This is a genomic window from Streptomyces sp. NPDC029169 (assembly GCF_055563935.1).
In genome coordinates, this window is sequence record NZ_JBVHXA010000001.1 from 583,062 (window position 1) to 601,076 (window position 18,015).

Sequence of the window (18,015 nt, forward strand, 5' to 3'; positions counted from 1 at the left end):
GGATGCCCGACACTCCACACGATCCGTACGTCCGCGTCCGCGGCGCCCGCGAGCACAATCTCGTCGGCGTCGACGTGGACATCCCGCGCGACGCGATCGCCGTCTTCACCGGGGTGTCCGGCTCCGGGAAGTCCTCGCTCGCCTTCGGGACGATCTACGCGGAGGCCCAGCGCCGCTACTTCGAGTCGGTCGCGCCGTACGCCAGGAGGCTGATTCACCAGGTGGGGGCGCCGAAGGTCGGCGAGATCACCGGGCTTCCCCCGGCGGTCTCCCTCGAACAGCGCCGCTCATCCCCGAACGCCCGCTCGTCGGTCGGCACGGTGACGACGCTGTCCAATTCGCTGCGCATGCTGTTCTCCCGCGCCGGCACGTATCCGGCGGGGGCCGTGCGGCTCGACTCCGACGCCTTCTCGCCGAACACCGCCGCCGGGGCCTGCCCCGAGTGCCACGGTCTTGGCCTGGTCCACGAGACGAGCGAGGAACTGCTCGTGCCGGACCCGGAGTTGTCGATCCGGGACGGGGCGATCGCCGCATGGCCCGGCGCCTGGCAGGGCAAGAACCTCCGCGATGTCCTGGACACGCTCGGCTACGACGTCGACCGGCCGTGGCGGGAGCTCGACGCGAAGGACCGGGAGTGGATCCTCTTCACGGAGGAGCAGCCGGTCGTCACTGTCCATCCGGTACGGGAGGCGGGGCGCATCCAACGCCCGTACCAGGGAACGTACATGAGCGCCCGGCGCTATGTGATGCACACGTTCTCCGACTCGAAGAGCGCCACGCTGCGGGCGAAGGCGGAGCGCTTTCTGACCAGCGCCGCGTGCCCGGTGTGCGGGGGCAGTCGGCTGCGGCCCGAGGCGCTCGCTGTGACGTTCGCGGGCCGGACGATCGCGGAGCTGGCCGCTCTGCCGCTGACGGCCCTGGCGGGGATCCTGACGGAGCACGACGGCTCCGAGACCGCGCGGGTCCTCACCGAGGACCTCGTCGCGCGGATCGGCACGGTGACCGAGCTGGGTCTGGGCTATCTCAGCCTGGACCGCGCCACGCCGTCGCTGTCCAGCGGCGAGCTCCAACGGCTACGCCTTGCCACCCAGTTGCGCTCGGGTCTGTTCGGTGTCGTGTACGTCCTCGACGAGCCGTCCGCGGGCCTGCACCCGGCCGACACGGAGGCGCTGCTCGTGGTCCTGGACCGCCTCAAGGCGGCCGGCAACACGGTGTTCGTGGTCGAGCACCATCTCGACGTCGTCCGCCACGCCGACTGGATCGTCGACGTCGGTCCCCGGGCGGGTGTGCACGGCGGCCGGGTCCTGCACAGCGGCCCGCCGCACGGACTGGCCGAGGTGGAGGAGTCGGCGACCCGCCGCTTCCTCTTCGACCGCGAGCCCGCCCCCGAGCGGGCGGTGCGCCGACCCACGGGCTGGCTGCGCACGGGGCCGGTCACCCGGCACAACCTCAAGGCCGTGGAGGCGGCCTTCCCGACGGGTGTCCTCACGGCGGTGACCGGTGTCTCCGGATCGGGCAAGTCGACGCTGGTCGGCGAGCTGAGCGAGGAACTGGCGGGAGTGGAACGTGTGGTGACGGTAGATCAGAGACCGATCGGCCGGACGCCCCGGTCCAACCTCGCGACGTACACGGGCCTCTTCGACGTGGTGCGCAAGCTCTTCACGGCCACCGAGGAGGCCCAGGCCCGCGGTTACAAGGCGGGGCGGTTCTCGTTCAACGTGCCCGGCGGGCGGTGCGAGACCTGTCAGGGCGAGGGGTTCGTCTCGGTCGAGCTGCTGTTCCTGCCGAGTACGTACGCTCCCTGCCCCGACTGCCACGGGGCCCGCTACAACCCGGAGACCCTGGAGGTCCGGCTGCGCGGGCTCACCATCGCCGAGGTGCTCGATCTGACGGTCGAGGCCGCCGCCACGTTCTTCGCGGACACGCCCGCCGCGGCGCGCAGCCTTCGCACGCTGCTCGACGTCGGCCTGGGCTATCTGCGGCTGGGGCAGCCGGCGACCGAGCTCTCCGGCGGCGAGGCCCAGCGGATCAAGCTCGCCGCCGAGCTCCAGCGGCTGCGCCGCGGTCACACGCTCTACGTCCTGGACGAGCCGACGACCGGGCTCCACCCGGCCGATGTGGAGGTGCTGATGCGCCAGCTCCACGGCCTGGTCGACGCCGGGCACACGGTGGTCGTCGTCGAGCACGACATGGACGTGGTGGCCACCGCGGACTGGGTCGTGGACCTCGGTCCCGGCGGCGGCGAGGAGGGCGGCCGGATCGTCGCCGAGGGCCCGCCGCGCGCGGTGGCCACAGCGCCGGTGAGCCGGACCGCGCCCTATCTCGCGGCCCGGCTCGACGGCTGAAGTCCCAGGAACACGAGCACCTGTGCACTGTGGTGCCCGCTCCGGCCCGCGAGGTGCGGGGGGGGGAGGCTGAGCGGTCCGTCCCCGAGGCGCGGCGGTCAGAGGGGCAGGGTGCGCCAGCCCCGGGTGATCTCCTCGCGTACGGCGTCCACCTGCGTCGGCTCGTGGTGCGGGCTCCCGTGGGACGTGAGCAGGTCGGCCAGGGCGGCGCCGTCCCCCGGGCGGCCCGCCGGGTCGGGGGTCAGCGCGCGTCCGACGGCGGCCGCGAGCTCCGGATCGAGGGCCTGCACCGCCGCCAGAGCCGCGGGCTCGGGACCGCTGTCCACGATCCGGCGGATCACCGCGCCCATGCTGGTCGCGGCGAACGGGCTGGTGCCGTGCGCCGCGCACACCACGCAACAGGCCCACGCCCACACGTCGGCAGCCGCGCCCACGCGCTCCTCACCGAACTGTTCCGGCGCCATATAGGTCAGGGTGCCCGGTCCGCCGCCGGTGCGGGTGAGCCGGGTGCCGTCGACCAGGTCCGCGATGCCGAAGTCGAGCAGGCGCGGCCCGGCCGTGGTCAGCATGATGTTGGCCGGCTTGAGGTCGCGGTGGACCAGGCCGAGCCGGTGGATCCCGGACAGTGCCACGGCCAGCGCGAGCGCCAGTGCCCGCAGCGCCTCGGGGGTGCGGATCGGCCCCTGCTCCCGCAGGTGGACGTCGAGGGGACGGCCGTCCAGCAACTCCATGACCAGGTACGGCCGTCCGGCGTCGACCCCGGAGTCCAGGACACGGGCCGTGTAGGCGCCGGAGACCATGGACAGCACCTCGGCCTCGCGCTGGAAGCGGCGCAACAGGTCCGCGTTGTCGAGGAGTTCGGGGTTGATGGTCTTCAGCGCGACCTGAGTCGCCGCCCCCTCGCGCCGCGCGAGGTAGACCGTGCCCATCCCTCCGGCTCCGATGAGGCCGAGCAGCTGGTAGCCGCCGATGGTCCGCGGCTCGCCCGGGTTCAACTGCCGGTGCGCGATGGGCGCCACGGCGCCGGCGCCCGCGTCGGGCTGCGTCGGTACGTACGCGACGGGCTGTCCGGGCCCCTGCGTCGCCGCGTCGGCGAGGGCATGCCCGACGGGGGCCGGAACAGGGGCGTCCGGGACCCCGGCCCCGTGCCGGTACCTCCGGCTCATCCCGTACGCGACGGCCTGGCACGCGACGGCCGCGAGGGCAAGACCCACCGGGAGAAGGAGTCCCAGTGCGACACGGAGGGCCACCAGGCCGCCCAGCCGCCACCGCCCAGCGGGGGTTGCGGTCCACGAGTCCGCGGGCGTGCCGGTCGTCACGAGAGTGCGGTGCGTCCCTCCCCACAGCACCGGCCAGACCACCGACACCAGGACGACGTTGACGACGTACAGGAACCACGCCGACCCCAGGGCATAGCCGTATTCCGCCGACAGCCAGTCACCGGTGTGGAAGACGACCGGGCGGGCCAGGAAGAACCCGTGGAGGAAGTCGAACCGCATCAGGAACCACAGGCCGATGCCTCCGGCGACTCCCAGGGCCAACTCCCCCACGACCGCACCCGGAATCCTCCGGGGCGGCGTGGCGGGATCCGCCAACGCCTGGCGTCGTACCGCTTGCTGAGCCCTGATCAGCAGGGGCAGCGTCACCGCTCTCAGTCCCAGTGCCGGGCCGACCACGGCCAGGGCGTCCATGACCAGCGATGTCTGTTCAGCCTCCGCCATGCTTCCCCCGTGTCTCCTCGCCCGGCCCGCCGGTAGAGCACAGGGAGTATAGAGCGGTCGGCGCAACACCCCTACCGACGCGCGGACTTGCGCGTCGCGCGCAGCCACTCCTTGTTCATCGCGGCGATCGACGGCAGCGGGATCCCCTTCGGGCAGGCCGTCGCGCACTCGCCGGTGAGCGTGCAGCCGCCGAACCCCTCCGCGTCCATCTGCCCGACCATGTCCAGGACCCGGCTCTCGCGCTCCGGGGAGCCCTGGGGCAGGACGTTGAGATGGTTGACCTTCGCCGAGGTGAAGAGCATCGCCGAGCCGTTCGGGCAGGCCGCCACGCACGCGCCGCAGCCGATGCACTCGGCGTGCTCGAACGCGAAGTCGGCGTCGGCCTTCGGCACCGGGGTCGCATGGGCCTCGGGGGCCGAGCCGGTGGGGGCGCTGATGTAGCCGCCGGCCTGGATGATGCGGTCGAAGGCGGAGCGGTCGACGACCAGGTCCTTGACGACCGGGAAGGCGGAGGCCCGCCAGGGCTCGATGTCGATGGTGTCGCCGTCGCGGAAGGACCGCATGTGGAGCTGGCAGGTGGTGGTGCGCTCGGGGCCGTGGGCGTCGCCGTTGATGACCAGGCTGCACGCGCCGCAGATGCCCTCGCGGCAGTCGTGGTCGAAGGCGACGGGGTCCTCGCCGCGCAGGATGAGTTCCTCGTTGAGCGTGTCGAGCATCTCCAGGAACGACATGTCGGAGGAGATGCCGTCCACCTCGTAGGTGGCCATGGCGCCGGGGGCGTCGGCGTTCTTCTGGCGCCAGACGCGCAGGTTGAGCTTCATGCGTAGCTCCGCTGGGTGGGGTGGACGTACTCGAAGGTCAGCTCTTCCTTGTGGAGCACCGGGGCATCCCCCGTGAACTCCCAGGCCGCCGCGTACGAGAACTCCTCGTCGCGGCGCGCGGCCTCGCTGTCCGGGGTCTGGGACTCCTCGCGGAAGTGGCCGCCGCAGGACTCGGCCCGGTGCAGCGCGTCGAGGCACATCAGCTCGGCGAGCTCCAGGTAGTCGACGATCCGGTTGGCCTTCTCCAGGGACTGGTTGAACTCCTCGCCGATGCCGGGGACCTTGATCCGGCGCCAGAACTCCTCGCGGATCTGCGGAATGCGGTCGAGGGCCTTGCGCAGACCCGCGTCCGTGCGGGCCATGCCGCAGAACTCCCACATGAGTTCGCCCAGTTCGCGGTGGAAGGAGTCGGGCGTCCGGTCGCCGTCCACGGCGAGCAGCAGGTTCAGCCGGTCCTCGGTCTCGGCCAACACCTCACGTACCACCGGGTGTTCGTCGTCGAGCGATGCGCTGGAAGGGTGCCGGGCGAGGTAGTCGTTGATGGTGGAGGGCAGGACGAAGTAGCCGTCGGCGAGGCCCTGCATCAGCGCGGAGGCGCCGAGCCGGTTGGCGCCGTGGTCGGAGAAGTTGGCCTCGCCGATGGCGAAGAGGCCCGGGACGGTGGTCTGGAGGTCGTAGTCGACCCAGAGTCCGCCCATGGTGTAGTGCACGGCCGGGTAGATCCGCATCGGGACCTCGTACGGGTTCTCGGCGGTGATTCGCTCGTACATGTCGAAGAGGTTGCCGTACTTCTCCTCGACCGCCTTGCGGCCCATCCGCCGGATGGCGTCGGCGAAGTCGAGGTACACACCCTGGCCTCCGGGGCCGACGCCGCGGCCCTCGTCGCAGACGTTCTTCGCGGCGCGGGAGGCGATGTCGCGCGGGACGAGGTTGCCGAAGGAGGGGTAGATGCGCTCCAGGTAGTAGTCGCGCTCGTCCTCGGGGATCTCGGCCGCCGGGCGGGTGTCGCCCTTCGCCTTGGGGACCCAGATGCGGCCGTCGTTGCGCAGCGACTCGCTCATCAGGGTCAGCTTGGACTGGTGGTCGCCAGTGCGTGGGATGCAGGTGGGGTGGATCTGGGTGAAGCAGGGGTTGGCGAAGTACGCGCCGCGCCGGTGCGCCCGCCAGACGGCGGTGGCGTTGGAGTTCATGGCGTTGGTCGACAGGTAGAAGACGTTGCCGTAGCCGCCGCTGGCGAGGACGACGGCGTCCGCGTAGTGGGTGGAGATGGCGCCGGTGATCAGGTCGCGGGCGACGATGCCGCGCGCCCGCCCGTCGACGACGATCAGGTCGAGCATCTCGGTGCGGGCGTGCATCTCGACGTTGCCCGCGGCGATCTGCCGGGAGAGCGCCTGATAGGCGCCCAGCAGGAGCTGCTGCCCCGTCTGGCCACGGGCGTAGAACGTCCTGGACACCTGGACGCCGCCGAAGGAGCGGGTGTCGAGCAGTCCGCCGTACTCGCGGGCGAAGGGGACGCCCTGGGCGACGCACTGGTCGATGATCTCGACCGAGATCTGCGCGAGGCGGTGGACGTTGGACTCGCGGGCGCGGAAGTCACCGCCCTTGACCGTGTCGTAGAAGAGGCGGTGGACGGAGTCGCCGTCGTTGCGGTAGTTCTTCGCGGCGTTGATGCCGCCCTGGGCGGCGATGGAGTGGGCGCGGCGCGGCGAGTCCTGGTAGCAGAACTGGACGACGTGGTAGCCCTGTTCGGCGAGGGTCGCGCCGGCGGAGCCGCCGGCGAGGCCGGTGCCGACGACGATGACGGTGTGCTTGCGGCGGTTGGCGGGGTTGACCAGCTTGGCCTGGAAGCGCCGGGTGTCCCAGCGCTCGGCGATGGGTCCGGCGGGGGCCTTGTGGTCGACGAGCGGCTCGCCGGTCGTGTAGTCGAGGAAGCTCATGTCAGCTCACCACTCCGGTCATGACGGCGACGGGTACGGAGACGAAGCCCACGGTCAGGGCGAGCGCGAGGCCGTTCGCGAGGATCTTGAGGAGCCGTTCCCGGCGGGCGTTGCCGACGCCGAGGGTCTGGGCGGCGCTCCAGAAGCCGTGGCGGATGTGCAGGCCGACGGCGAGCATGGCGACGATGTAGATCACGTTGCCGTACCAGGTGGAGAAGGTGTCCACGACGTTCTGGTACGGGTGCCCCTCCTGGAAGCCACCGGCGTGGACGGTGCCGGTGGTGAGGTCCAGGACGTGCCAGACGATGAAGAGCCCGACGATGATCCCGCCCCAGCGCATGGTGCGCGTGGCGTAGGAGGACCGCCTGCGGCGGTGGACGTAGCCGGTGGGGCGGGCCTTGATGTCGCGCCGGCTGAGCTGGTACGCAGAGACGGCGTGCCCGGTCACGGCGGCGAGCAGCACGATCCGGACGAGCCAGAGGGCCCAGGAGTAGTGCAGGACGGGATCGCCCATGGTGCGCAGCCAGTGGCCGTAGGCGTTGAACTCCTCCGGGCCGAAGAAGACCTTGAGGTTGCCCATCACGTGGGCCACCAGATAGCCGAGCATGATCAGGCCGCTGACGGCCATGACGGTCTTCTTGCCGATGGTCGTTGCCCAGAAGCCGCGGGGGCGGGTGGGCGGCGGCGGTGCCGCCTTCGTTGCCAGAGCCATGCGACAGACGCTAGGGGCGAAGGGGCCGAGAGGTCCAAGACATGGTCCGGCTCATCTCGATAGGCTGAGCCTATGCAGTTCCAGCAGCTTCTCTACTTCGTGGCCGTGGCGGAGACCCGGCACTTCACTCGCGCCGCGGAGCGGGTGCATGTCTCCCAGCCCTCGCTCTCCCAGCAGATCAAGGCCTTGGAGCAGGAGCTGGGGGCGGAGCTGTTCAGCCGGGCGCGGGGGAACATCGCGCTGACCGACGCCGGCGAGGCGTTGCTGCCGCTGGCCCGGCGGATCCTCGCGGACACGGACACGGCACGGCACGAGGTGCAGGAGCTGGTGCAGCTGAAGCGGGGCCGGGTGCGGCTGGGCGCGACGCCGAGTCTGTGCACGGGTCTGCTGCCGGACGTGCTGCGCGCCTTCCACGATCTGCACCCGGGGATCCGGCTGCTCATCGAGGAGGGCGGCTCGCACGATCTCGTACGGGAGCTGGCGCGCGGCGCGCTCGATCTGGCGCTCGTGGTGCTGCCGCTGCCGACGCCGTCGCCGGCGCTGACGACGGTGGAGCTCCTGCGCGAGGACCTGGTGGTGGTGTCGAGCGCGGCGGCGCCGGCGCCGGGGCGGCCGGTGCGGATCGCGGATCTGCGGGAGCAGCCGCTGGTGATGTTCCGGCACGGCTACGACCTGCGGGAGCTGACCGTGGCGGCGTGCCGGACGGAGGGCTTCGAGCCGTCGTTCACGGTGGAGGGGGGCGAGATGGACGCGGTGCTCGGTTTCGTGCGGGCGGGTCTGGGGGTGGCGGTGGTGCCGGCCATGGTCGCGGCGCGGGCGGGCCGCGACCTCCGCGTGACGGCCCTGGCCCGGCCGGGACTGCGCCGCACGATCGCCCTGGCCCACCGCAGCGACGTGGCCCCACCGCGCGCGGCCCGCGAACTCCAGCGCCTGCTCCTCCACTCCACGTGACCGTTCCCCCGGGCGGCGCGCCCTCGTCCCGCTGAGCCGGCGCCCACCCTCCCCCTCCCCGGGTTGTGGGCCATCGTCCTCAACCCGCACGCGGGTTGTGGGCCATCGTCCCGCTGGGGCGGCACGCGCGCTCGCTACACCGCGTCCGCCAGGACCAGCGCGTGGATGCGGTCAGGGGCCCCCGGGCGGGCGTAGTACCAGCCCTGGGCCGTGTCGCAGCCGAGGTCGCGGAGCTGCTGGGCCTGGGCGCCCGTCTCCACGCCCTCGACCGTCACCGCCAGTTCCAGGCTGTGCGCCAGCGAGACGATGCCCTCCACGATCTTGAGGTCGACCGGGTCCGCCGGGTGCTGCTGCATGCCCTGGGTGAAGGACCGGTCCAGTTTGAGGACGCTCACCGGCAGCCGCCGCAGGTTCGCCAGGTTCGAGTAGCCCGTGCCGAAGTCGTCGAGGGCGATGTCCACGCCCATCTCGGCGAGCTGCCGCAGCGGCTTGAGCAGGTCGTCGTCCGCGCCGATCAGCGCCGACTCGGTGACCTCCAGGCACAGCGCGCCCGGTTCGAGCCCCGAACGCTCCAGGACGTCGACCGTGTCGGCGACCAGGCGCGGGTGGTGCAGCTGGGTCGGCGAGAGGTTGACGTTGATGCGCAGCGGGCCGCCGTCGGAGTGCCGGGTCTGCCAGAAGCGGGCCTGGCGGACGGCCTCCTGGAGGACCCAGCGGCCGAGCGGCACGATCAGGCCGGTGTTCTCGGCGAGCGGGATGAACCGGTCGGGCCCGAGCACCCCGTGCTGCGGGTGGCACCACCGTACGAGCGCCTCGGCGCCGTGCACGCTGCCGTCGCCGAGGTGCACCAGCGGCTGGTACTCGATGAAGAACTCGCCGCGCTCCAGGGCCGCCGGCAGCGCCGTGGTCAGCCCGTGGCGGGTGATCGCGCGCGCGTCGGCCTCGGCGTCGGCGAACTCGAAGCGGTTGCCGCCCGCCGACTTGGCGCGGTACATGGTGATGTCCGCGCTCCGCAGCACCTCGGCCGGGGTCCGCTCCCCCGCCGGCCCCTCGACGACGCCGATGCTGCCCCGCACCGTCAGTTCCCGGCCGTCGATCCGGACGGGCGTGGTGAGCATGGCGAGGATACGGTTCGCCAGCTCGACGACCTCCCGCTCGGTGTGCGGGCCGGTGGTCAGGGCGACGAACTCGTCGCCGCCGAGCCGGGCCACCATCTCGCCGGGGGCGGTGGCGCAGCTCTGCAGCCGGTCGGCGACCTCGACGAGCAGCCGGTCACCGGTCGAGTGGCCGAGGCTGTCGTTGATGGCCTTGAAGCCGTCGAGGTCGAGGTAGCAGAGGCCGAAGCGGGCCTGCCCCTTCGTCCCGTCGGCCGCGGCGAGCGCCTTCTCCAGGCGCTCGAAGAACAGGGTCCGGTTGGGCAGTCCGGTGAGCGCGTCGTGGGTCGCCTCGTACCGCAGCCGCAGGTTGAGCAGCCGCCGTTCGGTGGTGTCCTCCATGAGCGCCAGCTGGTACTGGGGGAAGCCCTCGGCGTCGCGCAGCAGCGAGACGGTGAGGTTGGTCCACAGGACGGTGCCGTCGCCCCGGTAGTACGGCTTCTCGACGCGGTAGTGGTCGCGCTCGCCGCGCACGAGCTCGTCGTAGAGCTTCCAGACGTGCGGGCCGTCCTCGGGATGGACCCACTCGCTGACGTTACGGCTGCGGATCTGCTGGTCCAGACCGCCGAACATCCGGGTGAGGGTCTCGTTGACCTCCAGGACGTTCCCTTCTAGGTCCGCGATGCCGATCCCGATCGCGGCTCCGTCGAAGACCGCTCGGAAGCGGCTCTCGGTGGTGTGCAGGGCGACTTCGGCGGCGCTGCGCGCGCTCAGCGCGGACCGGGCGATGGCCTCCTGCTCCAGGAGGGTGCGCTCGCGCAGGGCCTGGGCGAAGCCGGCCGCCATGGCGTGCTGGAGCCGTGAACAGCGGGCCCGCAGCTCCTCGGTGGAGGCGCCGTCCTCGTCGCCGCAGTAGAGCACCAGGTAGGCGTCGATGACCCCGAGGGTGCGGCTGAGGGCGTCGGGGTCCGTGCAGTGGACGCCCACGAGCGCGGCGCCGGCGCGGTGGGCGGGGGCCGTGTCGAAGGAGCGGTCGTGCAGCGCGTCCCGCAGCTCGCGGGCGAGTGGCAGCAGCCGCTCCTCGAACTCGGCGCGGGTCATCGAGGTGGCCGTGACCGGGAAGGTGGCCCGGCTCCAGATGGTCACGAACCGCCTGAGTCTGTCCTCGAGGCCGTCCGGTTCCGCGCCGGAACCGGGCGGCTGCGACGGCACCTTCACGCCTTGCGCCCCACACCTGCGAAGCCGGAGAAGGCGAAGGGATCCTCCTCCTCGGCCGGGCTGTCGGGCCGCCAGTCGGGCATGGAGACGAGGCCGGGCTCGATGAGTTCGCAGCCGTCGAAGAACCGGCTGATCTCGGCGTGCGAGCGCATCACGAGGGGGTTGCGGATGTTCCGGTACACCCCGACGGTGCCCTCGGCCTCTTCCTGCGTGAGCGGGATGCCCTCGTACGAGGCGTGGGTCAGCACGACCAGGCTGCCGGGCGCGAGGGCGTCCAGGAGCTCCGCGACGGCCTTCCCCGGCTCGTCCTCGTCCTCCAGGAAGTGCAGGACGGCCACGAGCAGCAGCGCCACCGGCTTGTCCATATCGAGGAGTTGGCCGACCTCGGGGCTGTTCAGGATCTCCCGCGGCTTGCGCAGGTCGGCCGCGACGACGGCGGCGCGGTCGTTGCCCTCGAGGACGGCGAGGCTGTGCGCGACGGCCACCGGGTCGTGGTCGACGTACACCACGCGTGCCTCCGGCGACGCGGCCTGGGCGACCTCGTGGACGTTGCCGAACGTCGGTATGCCGGAGCCGATGTCGAGGAACTGGGTGACTCCGTTGTCGACCGCGAAACGCACGGCCCGGCGCATGAAGGCACGGTTCGCCTGCATGATCTTGGGAAGTCCCGGCATGAACTCCATGGCCTTGCGGGCCGCTTCCCGGTCCACCTCGAAATTGTGCGAGCCGCCCAGATAGAAGTCGTACATACGGGACACGCTCGGCACCGAAATATCGATACCCGGCGGGGCCCAGGCGGGACGCTCCATCAATGTCTCCAACAAGTCGCCACGGGGATGCGGCCATGTGTTCGCGGCCGGTGTTCGAGGTGAGGCTACTGATCGCCCGCCGGGAGAGCGAGTGGAAACGGAAATTCGCGGTCCGTTCTTGGTCACACGCCATTGGCACGTGCAGGCGGAACGCAGAGTTCAGGCCTGACGGATCGCAGAGTTGACGCCTGACGGAACGCCGAGTTCACGCCTGACGAACGCTGAGTTCACGCCGCGTCGAGTGGCTTCGGCGCGGTGCACGTTCACGTTCACACGGACGTGCGCCGGCCCGCCGTCACCTGAGGGGTGACGGCGGGCCGGCAGGCCGGAAGCGCGGCGCGGGGGACTTACTTGGGCGCTCCGACCAGCTTTCCCTCGGGGGACACGGCGTACCAGGCACCGCCCACACCTTGGCCGTTGGTGTCTCCGGGCGCCTCGTCACCGGCGAAGGTGTAGAGGGGCCAGCAGTCGATCGTCTGCTGCTTGATGCCGTCCGGCCGGTCGAAGGTGACGAAGCCCTTCTTGGTGATGCCCTCGATGTCGTTCTTGTCGACAGGGGCGACAACCGGCCACTTCTCCAGGCAGTCACCGGTGCAGGCCGTTTTCATGGGCCACGCGGAATCCTTCTTGAACCGGTAGACCGTCATCCCGCCCGAATCGACGACGATGTCACCGAGCTTGGGGTCCTTGCGCACCGAGAGCCCGGCCGCGTCCTCCGTCGGCTCCTCGGCCGCGTCCTCGCCGGAGGCCGCCGACGCCTTCTTTCCGTCGGGGGCGGCGGCGAACCAGGTGCCGCCGACACCCTGGCCGTTGAGGTCGCCGGGCTTGGTGTCCTTGGCGTACCGGTACATCGGCCAGCCGCCGAGCGTCAGTTGCCTGCTGCCGTCGGCGCGGGTCACCTCGCCGAGCAGCGAGGCGTCCACGCCGGCCGGGGCCTTGGCGCCCTCGGGGCTCACCACGGGCCATGCCTTGGCGCAGTCGCCCTCGCAGGTGGCCTTGGGCGGGGAGGAGGAGTCCTTGTCGAAGCGGTAGAGGGTGAAGCCCTCGCTGTCGGTGACCACCTTGCCGAGCTCCTTGGTGGACGTCAGCGCCAACTGCCCTGCGGGTTCCGCCTCGTCGCCGCCGCTGCCGGAGCCGTAGCCCCCGGAGGCGTATCCGCCGGAGCTGTAGCCGTTGTCGGCGGGGGCTCCGGCGGGGTTCGCGGCTCCCGCCGGCTGACCGCCCAGCGTCTGGCCGCCCTGCTCCTGGCCGCACGCCGTCGTCAGTGCGAGCATGGCCGTCGCCGTCAGCGCGAGTGCCGCGTTCCCCCAGCTCTTCATGTCAACTCCCATTGTTTCATCGCCTGTTGGCGCGGTCTCGGCGACCGCTTCCCGGCATTGGATACGGGGCCGGCCGGCGTCGTGCTCAATGAACGGCGAGGAATCTTTCCGGAGATCGTCAAACCGGTGTGCCCCGAGATCCCCTCCATCCGGGGAATCCGCGCGATTCCCGGCGTGGTGCGCCAGGTCTCCGATCATGCTCTTCGGCGTGTCTCTGTACGGATCGTTCCTCGCGCGGCCACTGGCGGCCGCCGCGCTGCTGTGGCTGCTCGCCGCCCCGGCGCCCGCGGCCGCCGACGCCTGCGCCTACGCCTCGACCGGGCCGGGCGGCTCGAACACCTCGGTCGCGGTCATCGGGCCGGGCGCGTGCTCACCCACGCCGACCCCTCCCCCGCCGCCAAGTCCGGCGCCCACGCCGGAACCCGCGCCGCCGCCCCCTCCCCCGCCGCCCCCTCCTCCCGTACGCGCGGATCCACCACCGCCGCCTCGGCCCACGCCGCCGCCACCGAAGCCGGCCCCGCCGCCGCCCGCTCCGGCGCCCGAGGCACCCACTCCCCCGCCGCCGTCCCCGAAGCCGTCGCTGCGCCATCGGCCGCCGGCCCCCACCCCGGTCGCCCTGCCCGCCTACCGCCGTACCGCCCGTCCCACGCCCCAGGGAGGGCCCTCGCTCGTGTCCTTGATGCTGCTGGTCACCGCCCCCGCGGTGCTCGCGACCGCGATCCTGCGTCCCCGCTCCCGCTGAGCCCCGCCGAAGGAAACCCCATGTCCGAATGGCTTGTCCTGACCATCGCGATGGCCGCCGCGTGCGCCGTCGTCCTCACCATCGTCGTCATCAACCACCGGAGACTTCCGGAGGACGACGATCCCAGCGAAACCCCCGATGTCATCGAGTACATGACCATGATGATCGGCGTGATCTACGCGATCGTGCTCGGCCTCGCCATCGCCGGCGTCTGGGAGGCGCGCGGCGCGGCCCAGGAGACCGTGCGGCAGGAGGCCCAGGCGCTGCACGAGATCTCGGCCCGGGTCGAGGTGTACCCGGCCGACGTCCGGAACCGGATCCGCGCCGATGTCGACGCATACGTCTCGTACGTGGTCGACCAGGAGTGGAAGCACATGTCCGAGCACGGCGAGCTCAACGACGAGGGCGCCCGGCTCCTGGAGCAGGTGCGCCGGAGCGTGACCGACTACCGGCCGGCCGACGACCACGAGGGGCAGGCGTACCAGCCGCTGGTGGACCAGGTGGCGGTCGTGGACGACGCGCGGGGCGCCCGGGGGCAGGGCGCGGGCGCGACCATGCCCGGGGTGGTGTGGTTCGGCCTGATCATCGGAGCGCTGGTGACCGTCGGGCTGATCTTCACCCTGCAGATCCGGCGCACGGGCCGCGAGGTGCTCCTCGCGGGCCTGTTCAGCGCGCTCATCGCGTTCCTGCTCTTCCTGATCTGGGACTTCGACGCGCCGTTCGGACGCGGGATCTCGGCGACGGCGACACCGTTCACCGATCTGTTCCCCCACCTGACGAGTTAGCGGGCCGGGCACCTGGCCGGGCCGTCCCGGGCCGGGCCGGCACCTGGCCGCCGAGCGACGCGCTGTGGGCCGGCCAGGGGACCTCGATGCCCCATTCGCCACTCTGGGATCGCGGCTGTGGTAGTGGGCTCCTAGCGTTTCGAGCATCGAGGTGCACGCCCTGTCCTTGTGCGGAAACCGCTTCCGCTGCTGCTCCTCGGGGACCGGAGGATTCCATGCGCGCGATACGTGCCGCGTCCACTGCCCTGCTGGGGGCGGCCACCCTCGCCCTGGCCGCTCCCGTCGCCTCCGCGGCGGACGGCGCACCCGCACCGAACGCCAAGGCCGCCAGAGCGAAGGCACCGGGCGATTTCGTCGTGACACCCTCGCTGGTGGCGCCGGGCGGGCGGGTGACGCTCACCGCTCCGGGCTGCCCCAGTACGGCCCTGGCCTCGGCGGGCATCTTCGACACCGTGACCATCCCTCCCGGGTCCTCGGCCACCGCCCTGGTGGACCTGGACGCCAAACGGGGTGCGGTCTACACGGTCACGTTCCGCTGCACCGGCGGCATCACGGACACCGTCAACCTGACCATCAGCGGCACCACCGCGACCCCGACGGTCAGCTCCACCGTCCTGACCACCCCGCGCGGCGTGCAGGGCGGCATCGGCGGCTCCGTCGGCGGGATCGATACCGGAACGCTGGCGGCCGGGGCCGCTCTGGTCGTCGCGGCGGCGGCGGGAACCGTCTTCGTCGTCCGCCGCCGGTCGCACGTCGACCGCGGCCGGCGTCACTGACGGCGGGGACGGTGTCCCCTCCGAGGCCCTCCCCCGAAGGGCTGTACACGCCCGTCGCCCCCGAGTCCTGAGCACCAGGATTCGGGGGCGACGGGCGTTGCGGCGGCCGACCAGGAGGTTCGACCGGTCAGACGTTCGCGCCGGCCATACGGCGCCGGCGGGCGATGAAGAGACCACCGCCCAGGGCGGCCGCCGCGACGAGCGAACCGCCGATGGCCATCTCCATGGAACTGGGGGCGAGCGATCCGCCGATGCCACCCGCCGCGCCCGTACCGGCCAGCACACGGAAGGTCTTGGTGAACGTCCGGACGGGGCTGGTGCAGTTGACGGTCAGGGTGTGCTCACCGACGGTGGCGTTGTTGTGGATGCGGGCGACGGCGCTGGAGACCCCGCCGAAGGGCGCGGAGAGGCTGACCGTCGGGAAGGCGGCGGATGAGACGGTGCCCGAGGCGCAGCCCTTGACGGTGATCGTGAGGGTCGACCCCTGGTGGACCGCGGCGGGGGTGACGGTGACGTGGTGGGCGCCGTCACCTCCCCGCTGGACCGCGGAGGAGCCGACAGTGACGCTGGGACCGTTGGTGGCGGCGGCGAGGGGGGCCGCGAGGCCGACCGCCGCGATCGCGGTGGCGGTCACCGCCAGAGTGCGTGCAGCACGCATGGTTGAACCTCCAGTGGAAGACGCCCCAAAGCGGTGCCCCGGGAAATTCGACGAGTACGCCTTCCATGACGAACCATCACAAGTACTGACAGTCACCGCATCTCGGCACTGGTCCACCCCGGTGAGGCGACACGCCGGGGCATGGGCCCGTGAACCTGACGGAGTCGCAGGTCACAGACCGTCAGGACGCTTATCCGATGATTACTCGTATGGGTCATCGTTCTCGTCACCCGCCCCGCCCTGAGGTACCACTGAGCTCACGGCGCGCACCGGGCGGCCCTCGCACGGACCGGGCGCGCCCGCCACCCGTTCGCCTTTCCCTGATCGCCGGTCCGGCCCGCCACCCTTACCGTTCTGACGACGCCACGAAGGGAGAACCATGAGCCCCAAGGACTTCAGCGTCCTTGAGCGGACAAGACGCCGACCGTGGGGCGTCCTCGCTCTCGTCATGCTGTCCGGCCTGGCGATGATGCGCAATGGAGTCGACGTCGAGCTCGGCCCTCCGCAGCCCGCGGCCGCCGCGGCCCCCGACACCCGCCCGATCGACGCTCCCTCCACCGAAGGTCTGGAACCCCTTCCGTACGCCCCGGCCTCGCGGGTGTCGATCCCCGCGATCAGGGTCCAGGCCCCCATCATGGACGTGGGCCTGGACCAGAACGGCTGGGTCGCGGCGCCGCCGCCGGAGGACCCCAACCTGGCCGGCTGGTACCAGAACGGCATCGCGCCCGGGCAGCGCGGCACGGCCGTCGTCGTCGGACATGTCGACAACGCGGCGGGCCCCGCGGTCTTCTACAACCTCGGCTCGCTCGACAAGGGCCAGCACATCGAGGTGGAGCGCTACGACGGCAGGGTCGCCGTCTTCGAGATCTACGGCGTCGAGGTGTACGCCAAGAACAACTTCCCCGGCGTCCAGGTCTACGGCGACACCGGGGAGCCCGAGCTGCGGGTCATCACCTGCGGCGGCGGATACTCGCGGGCCACGGGCTACGACGGCAACGTCGTGGTGTACGCCCGGATGGTCGGCTCGCGCTGACCCGCCCGCCGTATGCGGCTCGCGCTGACTCGGTCGGCGCATGGAGAAGGCCCCCGGACTCCGGGGGCCTTCTCCGTGCGTGGGTCGCTCAGTGCCGAGGGACGGTGACGCTGTAGCCGGCGTCGAGGAGTTCGGGCAGGTACCGCTTGAGCGCCGCCACGCTCTGGGAGCGGTTGCCGCCCGCGTCGTGCGAGAGCACGACGACGCCCGGCGCCGCCCCGTCGAGGACCCGGCGCACGATGCTGTCGGTGCCCGGCTCCATCCAGTCGAGGGTGTCGACGGTCCAGGCGAGGGGCTCCATGCCCAGCTCGGCGCCGATCTCGAAGGAGTGCCGGTTCCAGGCGCCGAAGGGGGCGCGGTACCAGAGCGGGGCGGAGCCGAGGATCCCCTCGACGAGATCGCTGGTGGAGCCGAGCTCGTCCCGGATGCGGGAGGGCCGCAGCTTGGGGATGAGCGGATGGGACCAGGAGTGGTTGCCGACCACATGCCCGTCGGCGGCCATCTGCCGTAGCAGGTCCTGGTTCTCGGCCACCATCTCGCCGCAGACGAAGAACATCGCCCGGCAGCCGTAGCGGCGCAGGGTGGCGAGAATCTCCGGCGTGTAGCGGGGGTCGGGGCCGTCGTCGAAGGTGAGCACCATCGAACGGCCGACGCCGGACATCTTCAGGAACGGCCGCTGCCGGACGGGCGGCATCGCCCGCCGGGCAGCGGCCGGGGGCGCGTACGCCGTCATCGGCTGGAGCCGGTACGAGGAGGGCCTGAGCCGACCCCCCGCCGGTGAGCCGGCCGCCGGGCCGCCGCCGGGGGCGTGGCCTCCGGCGGCGTCCGGCGGGCCGCTGGGCGCGGAACTCGGCGGGCCGCTGGGCCCGGCGCCCGGCAGGGCGCTCGGCGGAGCGCCCGGTGCGCCGCCGAAACGATCCGCCGTGAGGACTCCGACCGTGGCTGTGGCCCCGAGCGCGGCGGCGATGCGCAGCACCGCCCGGCGCCCGGTGGACATCTCTTCCTTTTTCATGACTAATAGCTCGCACGGCCGAACCCCGTCGCTCCTCACCGACACCGGCCCCCCGCCCGAAAACACCCGTTGGGCCGATAAC

15 protein-coding genes are annotated in these 18,015 nt (G+C 71.8%); 6 read left to right on the forward strand and 9 right to left on the reverse strand.

Annotated features, from left to right (window positions below; genetic code table 11):
• The first annotated feature begins 2 nt into the window (after nt 1-2).
• Nucleotides 3-2,345, forward strand: a complete 2,343-nt coding sequence (locus ACZ4VI_RS02480) for an ATP-binding cassette domain-containing protein (protein ID WP_467995876.1) — start codon at nt 3-5, stop codon at nt 2,343-2,345.
• A gap of 98 nt (nt 2,346-2,443) precedes the next feature.
• Here the strand turns inward: ACZ4VI_RS02480 and ACZ4VI_RS02485 are convergent, their stop codons facing one another.
• From ACZ4VI_RS02485 to ACZ4VI_RS02500, 4 genes are all read right to left on the reverse strand, one after another.
• Nucleotides 2,444-4,066: a serine/threonine-protein kinase gene (locus ACZ4VI_RS02485; RefSeq protein ID WP_467995878.1), complete on the reverse strand. Its 1,623-nt coding sequence runs from the start codon at nt 4,064-4,066 to the stop codon at nt 2,444-2,446.
• Nucleotides 4,067-4,137: 71 nt separating this feature from the next.
• Nucleotides 4,138-4,887 carry a succinate dehydrogenase/fumarate reductase iron-sulfur subunit gene (locus tag ACZ4VI_RS02490; RefSeq protein WP_467995879.1) on the reverse strand — a complete coding sequence of 250 codons (750 nt, stop codon included), beginning with the start codon at nt 4,885-4,887 and terminating at the stop codon, nt 4,138-4,140.
• The gene (locus tag ACZ4VI_RS02495; RefSeq protein WP_467995880.1) at nt 4,884-6,824 is read right to left on the reverse strand and encodes a fumarate reductase/succinate dehydrogenase flavoprotein subunit; all 1,941 of its coding nucleotides are present in this window, start codon (nt 6,822-6,824) and stop codon (nt 4,884-4,886) included. The genes ACZ4VI_RS02490 and ACZ4VI_RS02495 overlap by 4 nt, the downstream gene beginning before the upstream one ends.
• A gap of 1 nt (nt 6,825) precedes the next feature.
• A complete protein-coding gene (locus ACZ4VI_RS02500; protein ID WP_467995882.1) occupies nt 6,826-7,536 on the reverse strand; it encodes a succinate dehydrogenase in 711 nt (236 codons plus the stop codon).
• 72 nt (nt 7,537-7,608) lie between these two features.
• On the opposite strand from ACZ4VI_RS02500, the gene ACZ4VI_RS02505 reads away from it, so the two are divergent.
• Complete coding sequence (locus ACZ4VI_RS02505; protein ID WP_467995884.1) at nt 7,609-8,487, forward strand: LysR family transcriptional regulator; 879 nt, start codon at nt 7,609-7,611, stop codon at nt 8,485-8,487.
• Nucleotides 8,488-8,621: 134 nt separating this feature from the next.
• Here the strand turns inward: ACZ4VI_RS02505 and ACZ4VI_RS02510 are convergent, their stop codons facing one another.
• The 3 genes from ACZ4VI_RS02510 to ACZ4VI_RS02520 all read right to left on the reverse strand — a co-directional run bounded on the left by ACZ4VI_RS02510 (nt 8,622) and on the right by ACZ4VI_RS02520 (nt 12,927).
• The gene (locus tag ACZ4VI_RS02510; RefSeq protein WP_467995886.1) at nt 8,622-10,799 is read right to left on the reverse strand and encodes a putative bifunctional diguanylate cyclase/phosphodiesterase; all 2,178 of its coding nucleotides are present in this window, start codon (nt 10,797-10,799) and stop codon (nt 8,622-8,624) included.
• Nucleotides 10,796-11,608 (reverse strand): SAM-dependent methyltransferase, encoded by an 813-nt coding sequence (locus ACZ4VI_RS02515; RefSeq protein WP_467995887.1) that lies wholly within the window; start codon nt 11,606-11,608, stop codon nt 10,796-10,798. The genes ACZ4VI_RS02510 and ACZ4VI_RS02515 overlap by 4 nt, the downstream gene beginning before the upstream one ends.
• A 347-nt stretch (nt 11,609-11,955) precedes the next feature.
• Entirely contained in the window at nt 11,956-12,927 is a 972-nt protein-coding gene (locus ACZ4VI_RS02520) for an SCO0930 family lipoprotein (protein ID WP_467995889.1), read from the reverse strand.
• A gap of 208 nt (nt 12,928-13,135) precedes the next feature.
• Between ACZ4VI_RS02520 and ACZ4VI_RS02525 the strand changes: the two genes are divergently transcribed.
• The 3 genes from ACZ4VI_RS02525 to ACZ4VI_RS02535 all read left to right on the forward strand — a co-directional run bounded on the left by ACZ4VI_RS02525 (nt 13,136) and on the right by ACZ4VI_RS02535 (nt 15,230).
• Nucleotides 13,136-13,669, forward strand: a complete 534-nt coding sequence (locus tag ACZ4VI_RS02525) for a hypothetical protein (protein ID WP_467995890.1) — start codon at nt 13,136-13,138, stop codon at nt 13,667-13,669.
• Between the two features lie 20 nt (nt 13,670-13,689).
• Nucleotides 13,690-14,454: a bestrophin-like domain gene (locus ACZ4VI_RS02530; RefSeq protein ID WP_467995891.1), complete on the forward strand. Its 765-nt coding sequence runs from the start codon at nt 13,690-13,692 to the stop codon at nt 14,452-14,454.
• Nucleotides 14,455-14,669: 215 nt separating this feature from the next.
• Entirely contained in the window at nt 14,670-15,230 is a 561-nt protein-coding gene (locus ACZ4VI_RS02535) for a hypothetical protein (protein ID WP_467995893.1), read from the forward strand.
• A 127-nt stretch (nt 15,231-15,357) separates the two neighbouring features.
• On the opposite strand, the gene ACZ4VI_RS02540 is transcribed toward ACZ4VI_RS02535, so the two are convergent.
• On the reverse strand, nt 15,358-15,888 hold the full coding sequence (locus tag ACZ4VI_RS02540; protein ID WP_467995894.1) for a hypothetical protein: 531 nt from the start codon (nt 15,886-15,888) through the stop codon (nt 15,358-15,360).
• A 379-nt stretch (nt 15,889-16,267) separates the two neighbouring features.
• Here ACZ4VI_RS02540 and ACZ4VI_RS02545 point away from each other — a divergent pair, with 379 nt between their 5' ends.
• Nucleotides 16,268-16,921 (forward strand): class F sortase, encoded by a 654-nt coding sequence (locus ACZ4VI_RS02545; protein WP_467995896.1) that lies wholly within the window; start codon nt 16,268-16,270, stop codon nt 16,919-16,921.
• Nucleotides 16,922-17,009: 88 nt separating this feature from the next.
• Here ACZ4VI_RS02545 and ACZ4VI_RS02550 read toward each other — a convergent pair whose 3' ends face one another.
• A complete protein-coding gene (locus ACZ4VI_RS02550) occupies nt 17,010-17,933 on the reverse strand; it encodes a polysaccharide deacetylase family protein (protein WP_467995897.1) in 924 nt (307 codons plus the stop codon).
• Nucleotides 17,934-18,015 lie beyond the last annotated feature (82 nt).

Excerpts from the sequence above, each read along its gene's own strand:
- ACZ4VI_RS02480 (WP_467995876.1), top strand. The coding sequence starts at position 3 with ATGCCCGACACTCCACACGATCCGTACGTCCGCGTCCGCGGCGCCCGC.
- ACZ4VI_RS02485 (WP_467995878.1), bottom strand. The coding sequence starts at position 4,066 with ATGGCGGAGGCTGAACAGACATCGCTGGTCATGGACGCCCTGGCCGTG.
- ACZ4VI_RS02490 (WP_467995879.1), bottom strand. The coding sequence starts at position 4,887 with ATGAAGCTCAACCTGCGCGTCTGGCGCCAGAAGAACGCCGACGCCCCC.
- ACZ4VI_RS02495 (WP_467995880.1), bottom strand. The coding sequence starts at position 6,824 with ATGAGCTTCCTCGACTACACGACCGGCGAGCCGCTCGTCGACCACAAG.
- ACZ4VI_RS02500 (WP_467995882.1), bottom strand. The coding sequence starts at position 7,536 with ATGGCTCTGGCAACGAAGGCGGCACCGCCGCCGCCCACCCGCCCCCGC.
- ACZ4VI_RS02505 (WP_467995884.1), top strand. The coding sequence starts at position 7,609 with ATGCAGTTCCAGCAGCTTCTCTACTTCGTGGCCGTGGCGGAGACCCGG.
- ACZ4VI_RS02515 (WP_467995887.1), bottom strand. The coding sequence starts at position 11,608 with ATGGAGCGTCCCGCCTGGGCCCCGCCGGGTATCGATATTTCGGTGCCG.
- ACZ4VI_RS02520 (WP_467995889.1), bottom strand. The coding sequence starts at position 12,927 with ATGAAGAGCTGGGGGAACGCGGCACTCGCGCTGACGGCGACGGCCATG.
- ACZ4VI_RS02530 (WP_467995891.1), top strand. The coding sequence starts at position 13,690 with ATGTCCGAATGGCTTGTCCTGACCATCGCGATGGCCGCCGCGTGCGCC.
- ACZ4VI_RS02535 (WP_467995893.1), top strand. The coding sequence starts at position 14,670 with ATGCGCGCGATACGTGCCGCGTCCACTGCCCTGCTGGGGGCGGCCACC.
- ACZ4VI_RS02540 (WP_467995894.1), bottom strand. The coding sequence starts at position 15,888 with ATGCGTGCTGCACGCACTCTGGCGGTGACCGCCACCGCGATCGCGGCG.
- ACZ4VI_RS02545 (WP_467995896.1), top strand. The coding sequence starts at position 16,268 with ATGAGCCCCAAGGACTTCAGCGTCCTTGAGCGGACAAGACGCCGACCG.
- ACZ4VI_RS02550 (WP_467995897.1), bottom strand. The coding sequence starts at position 17,933 with ATGAAAAAGGAAGAGATGTCCACCGGGCGCCGGGCGGTGCTGCGCATC.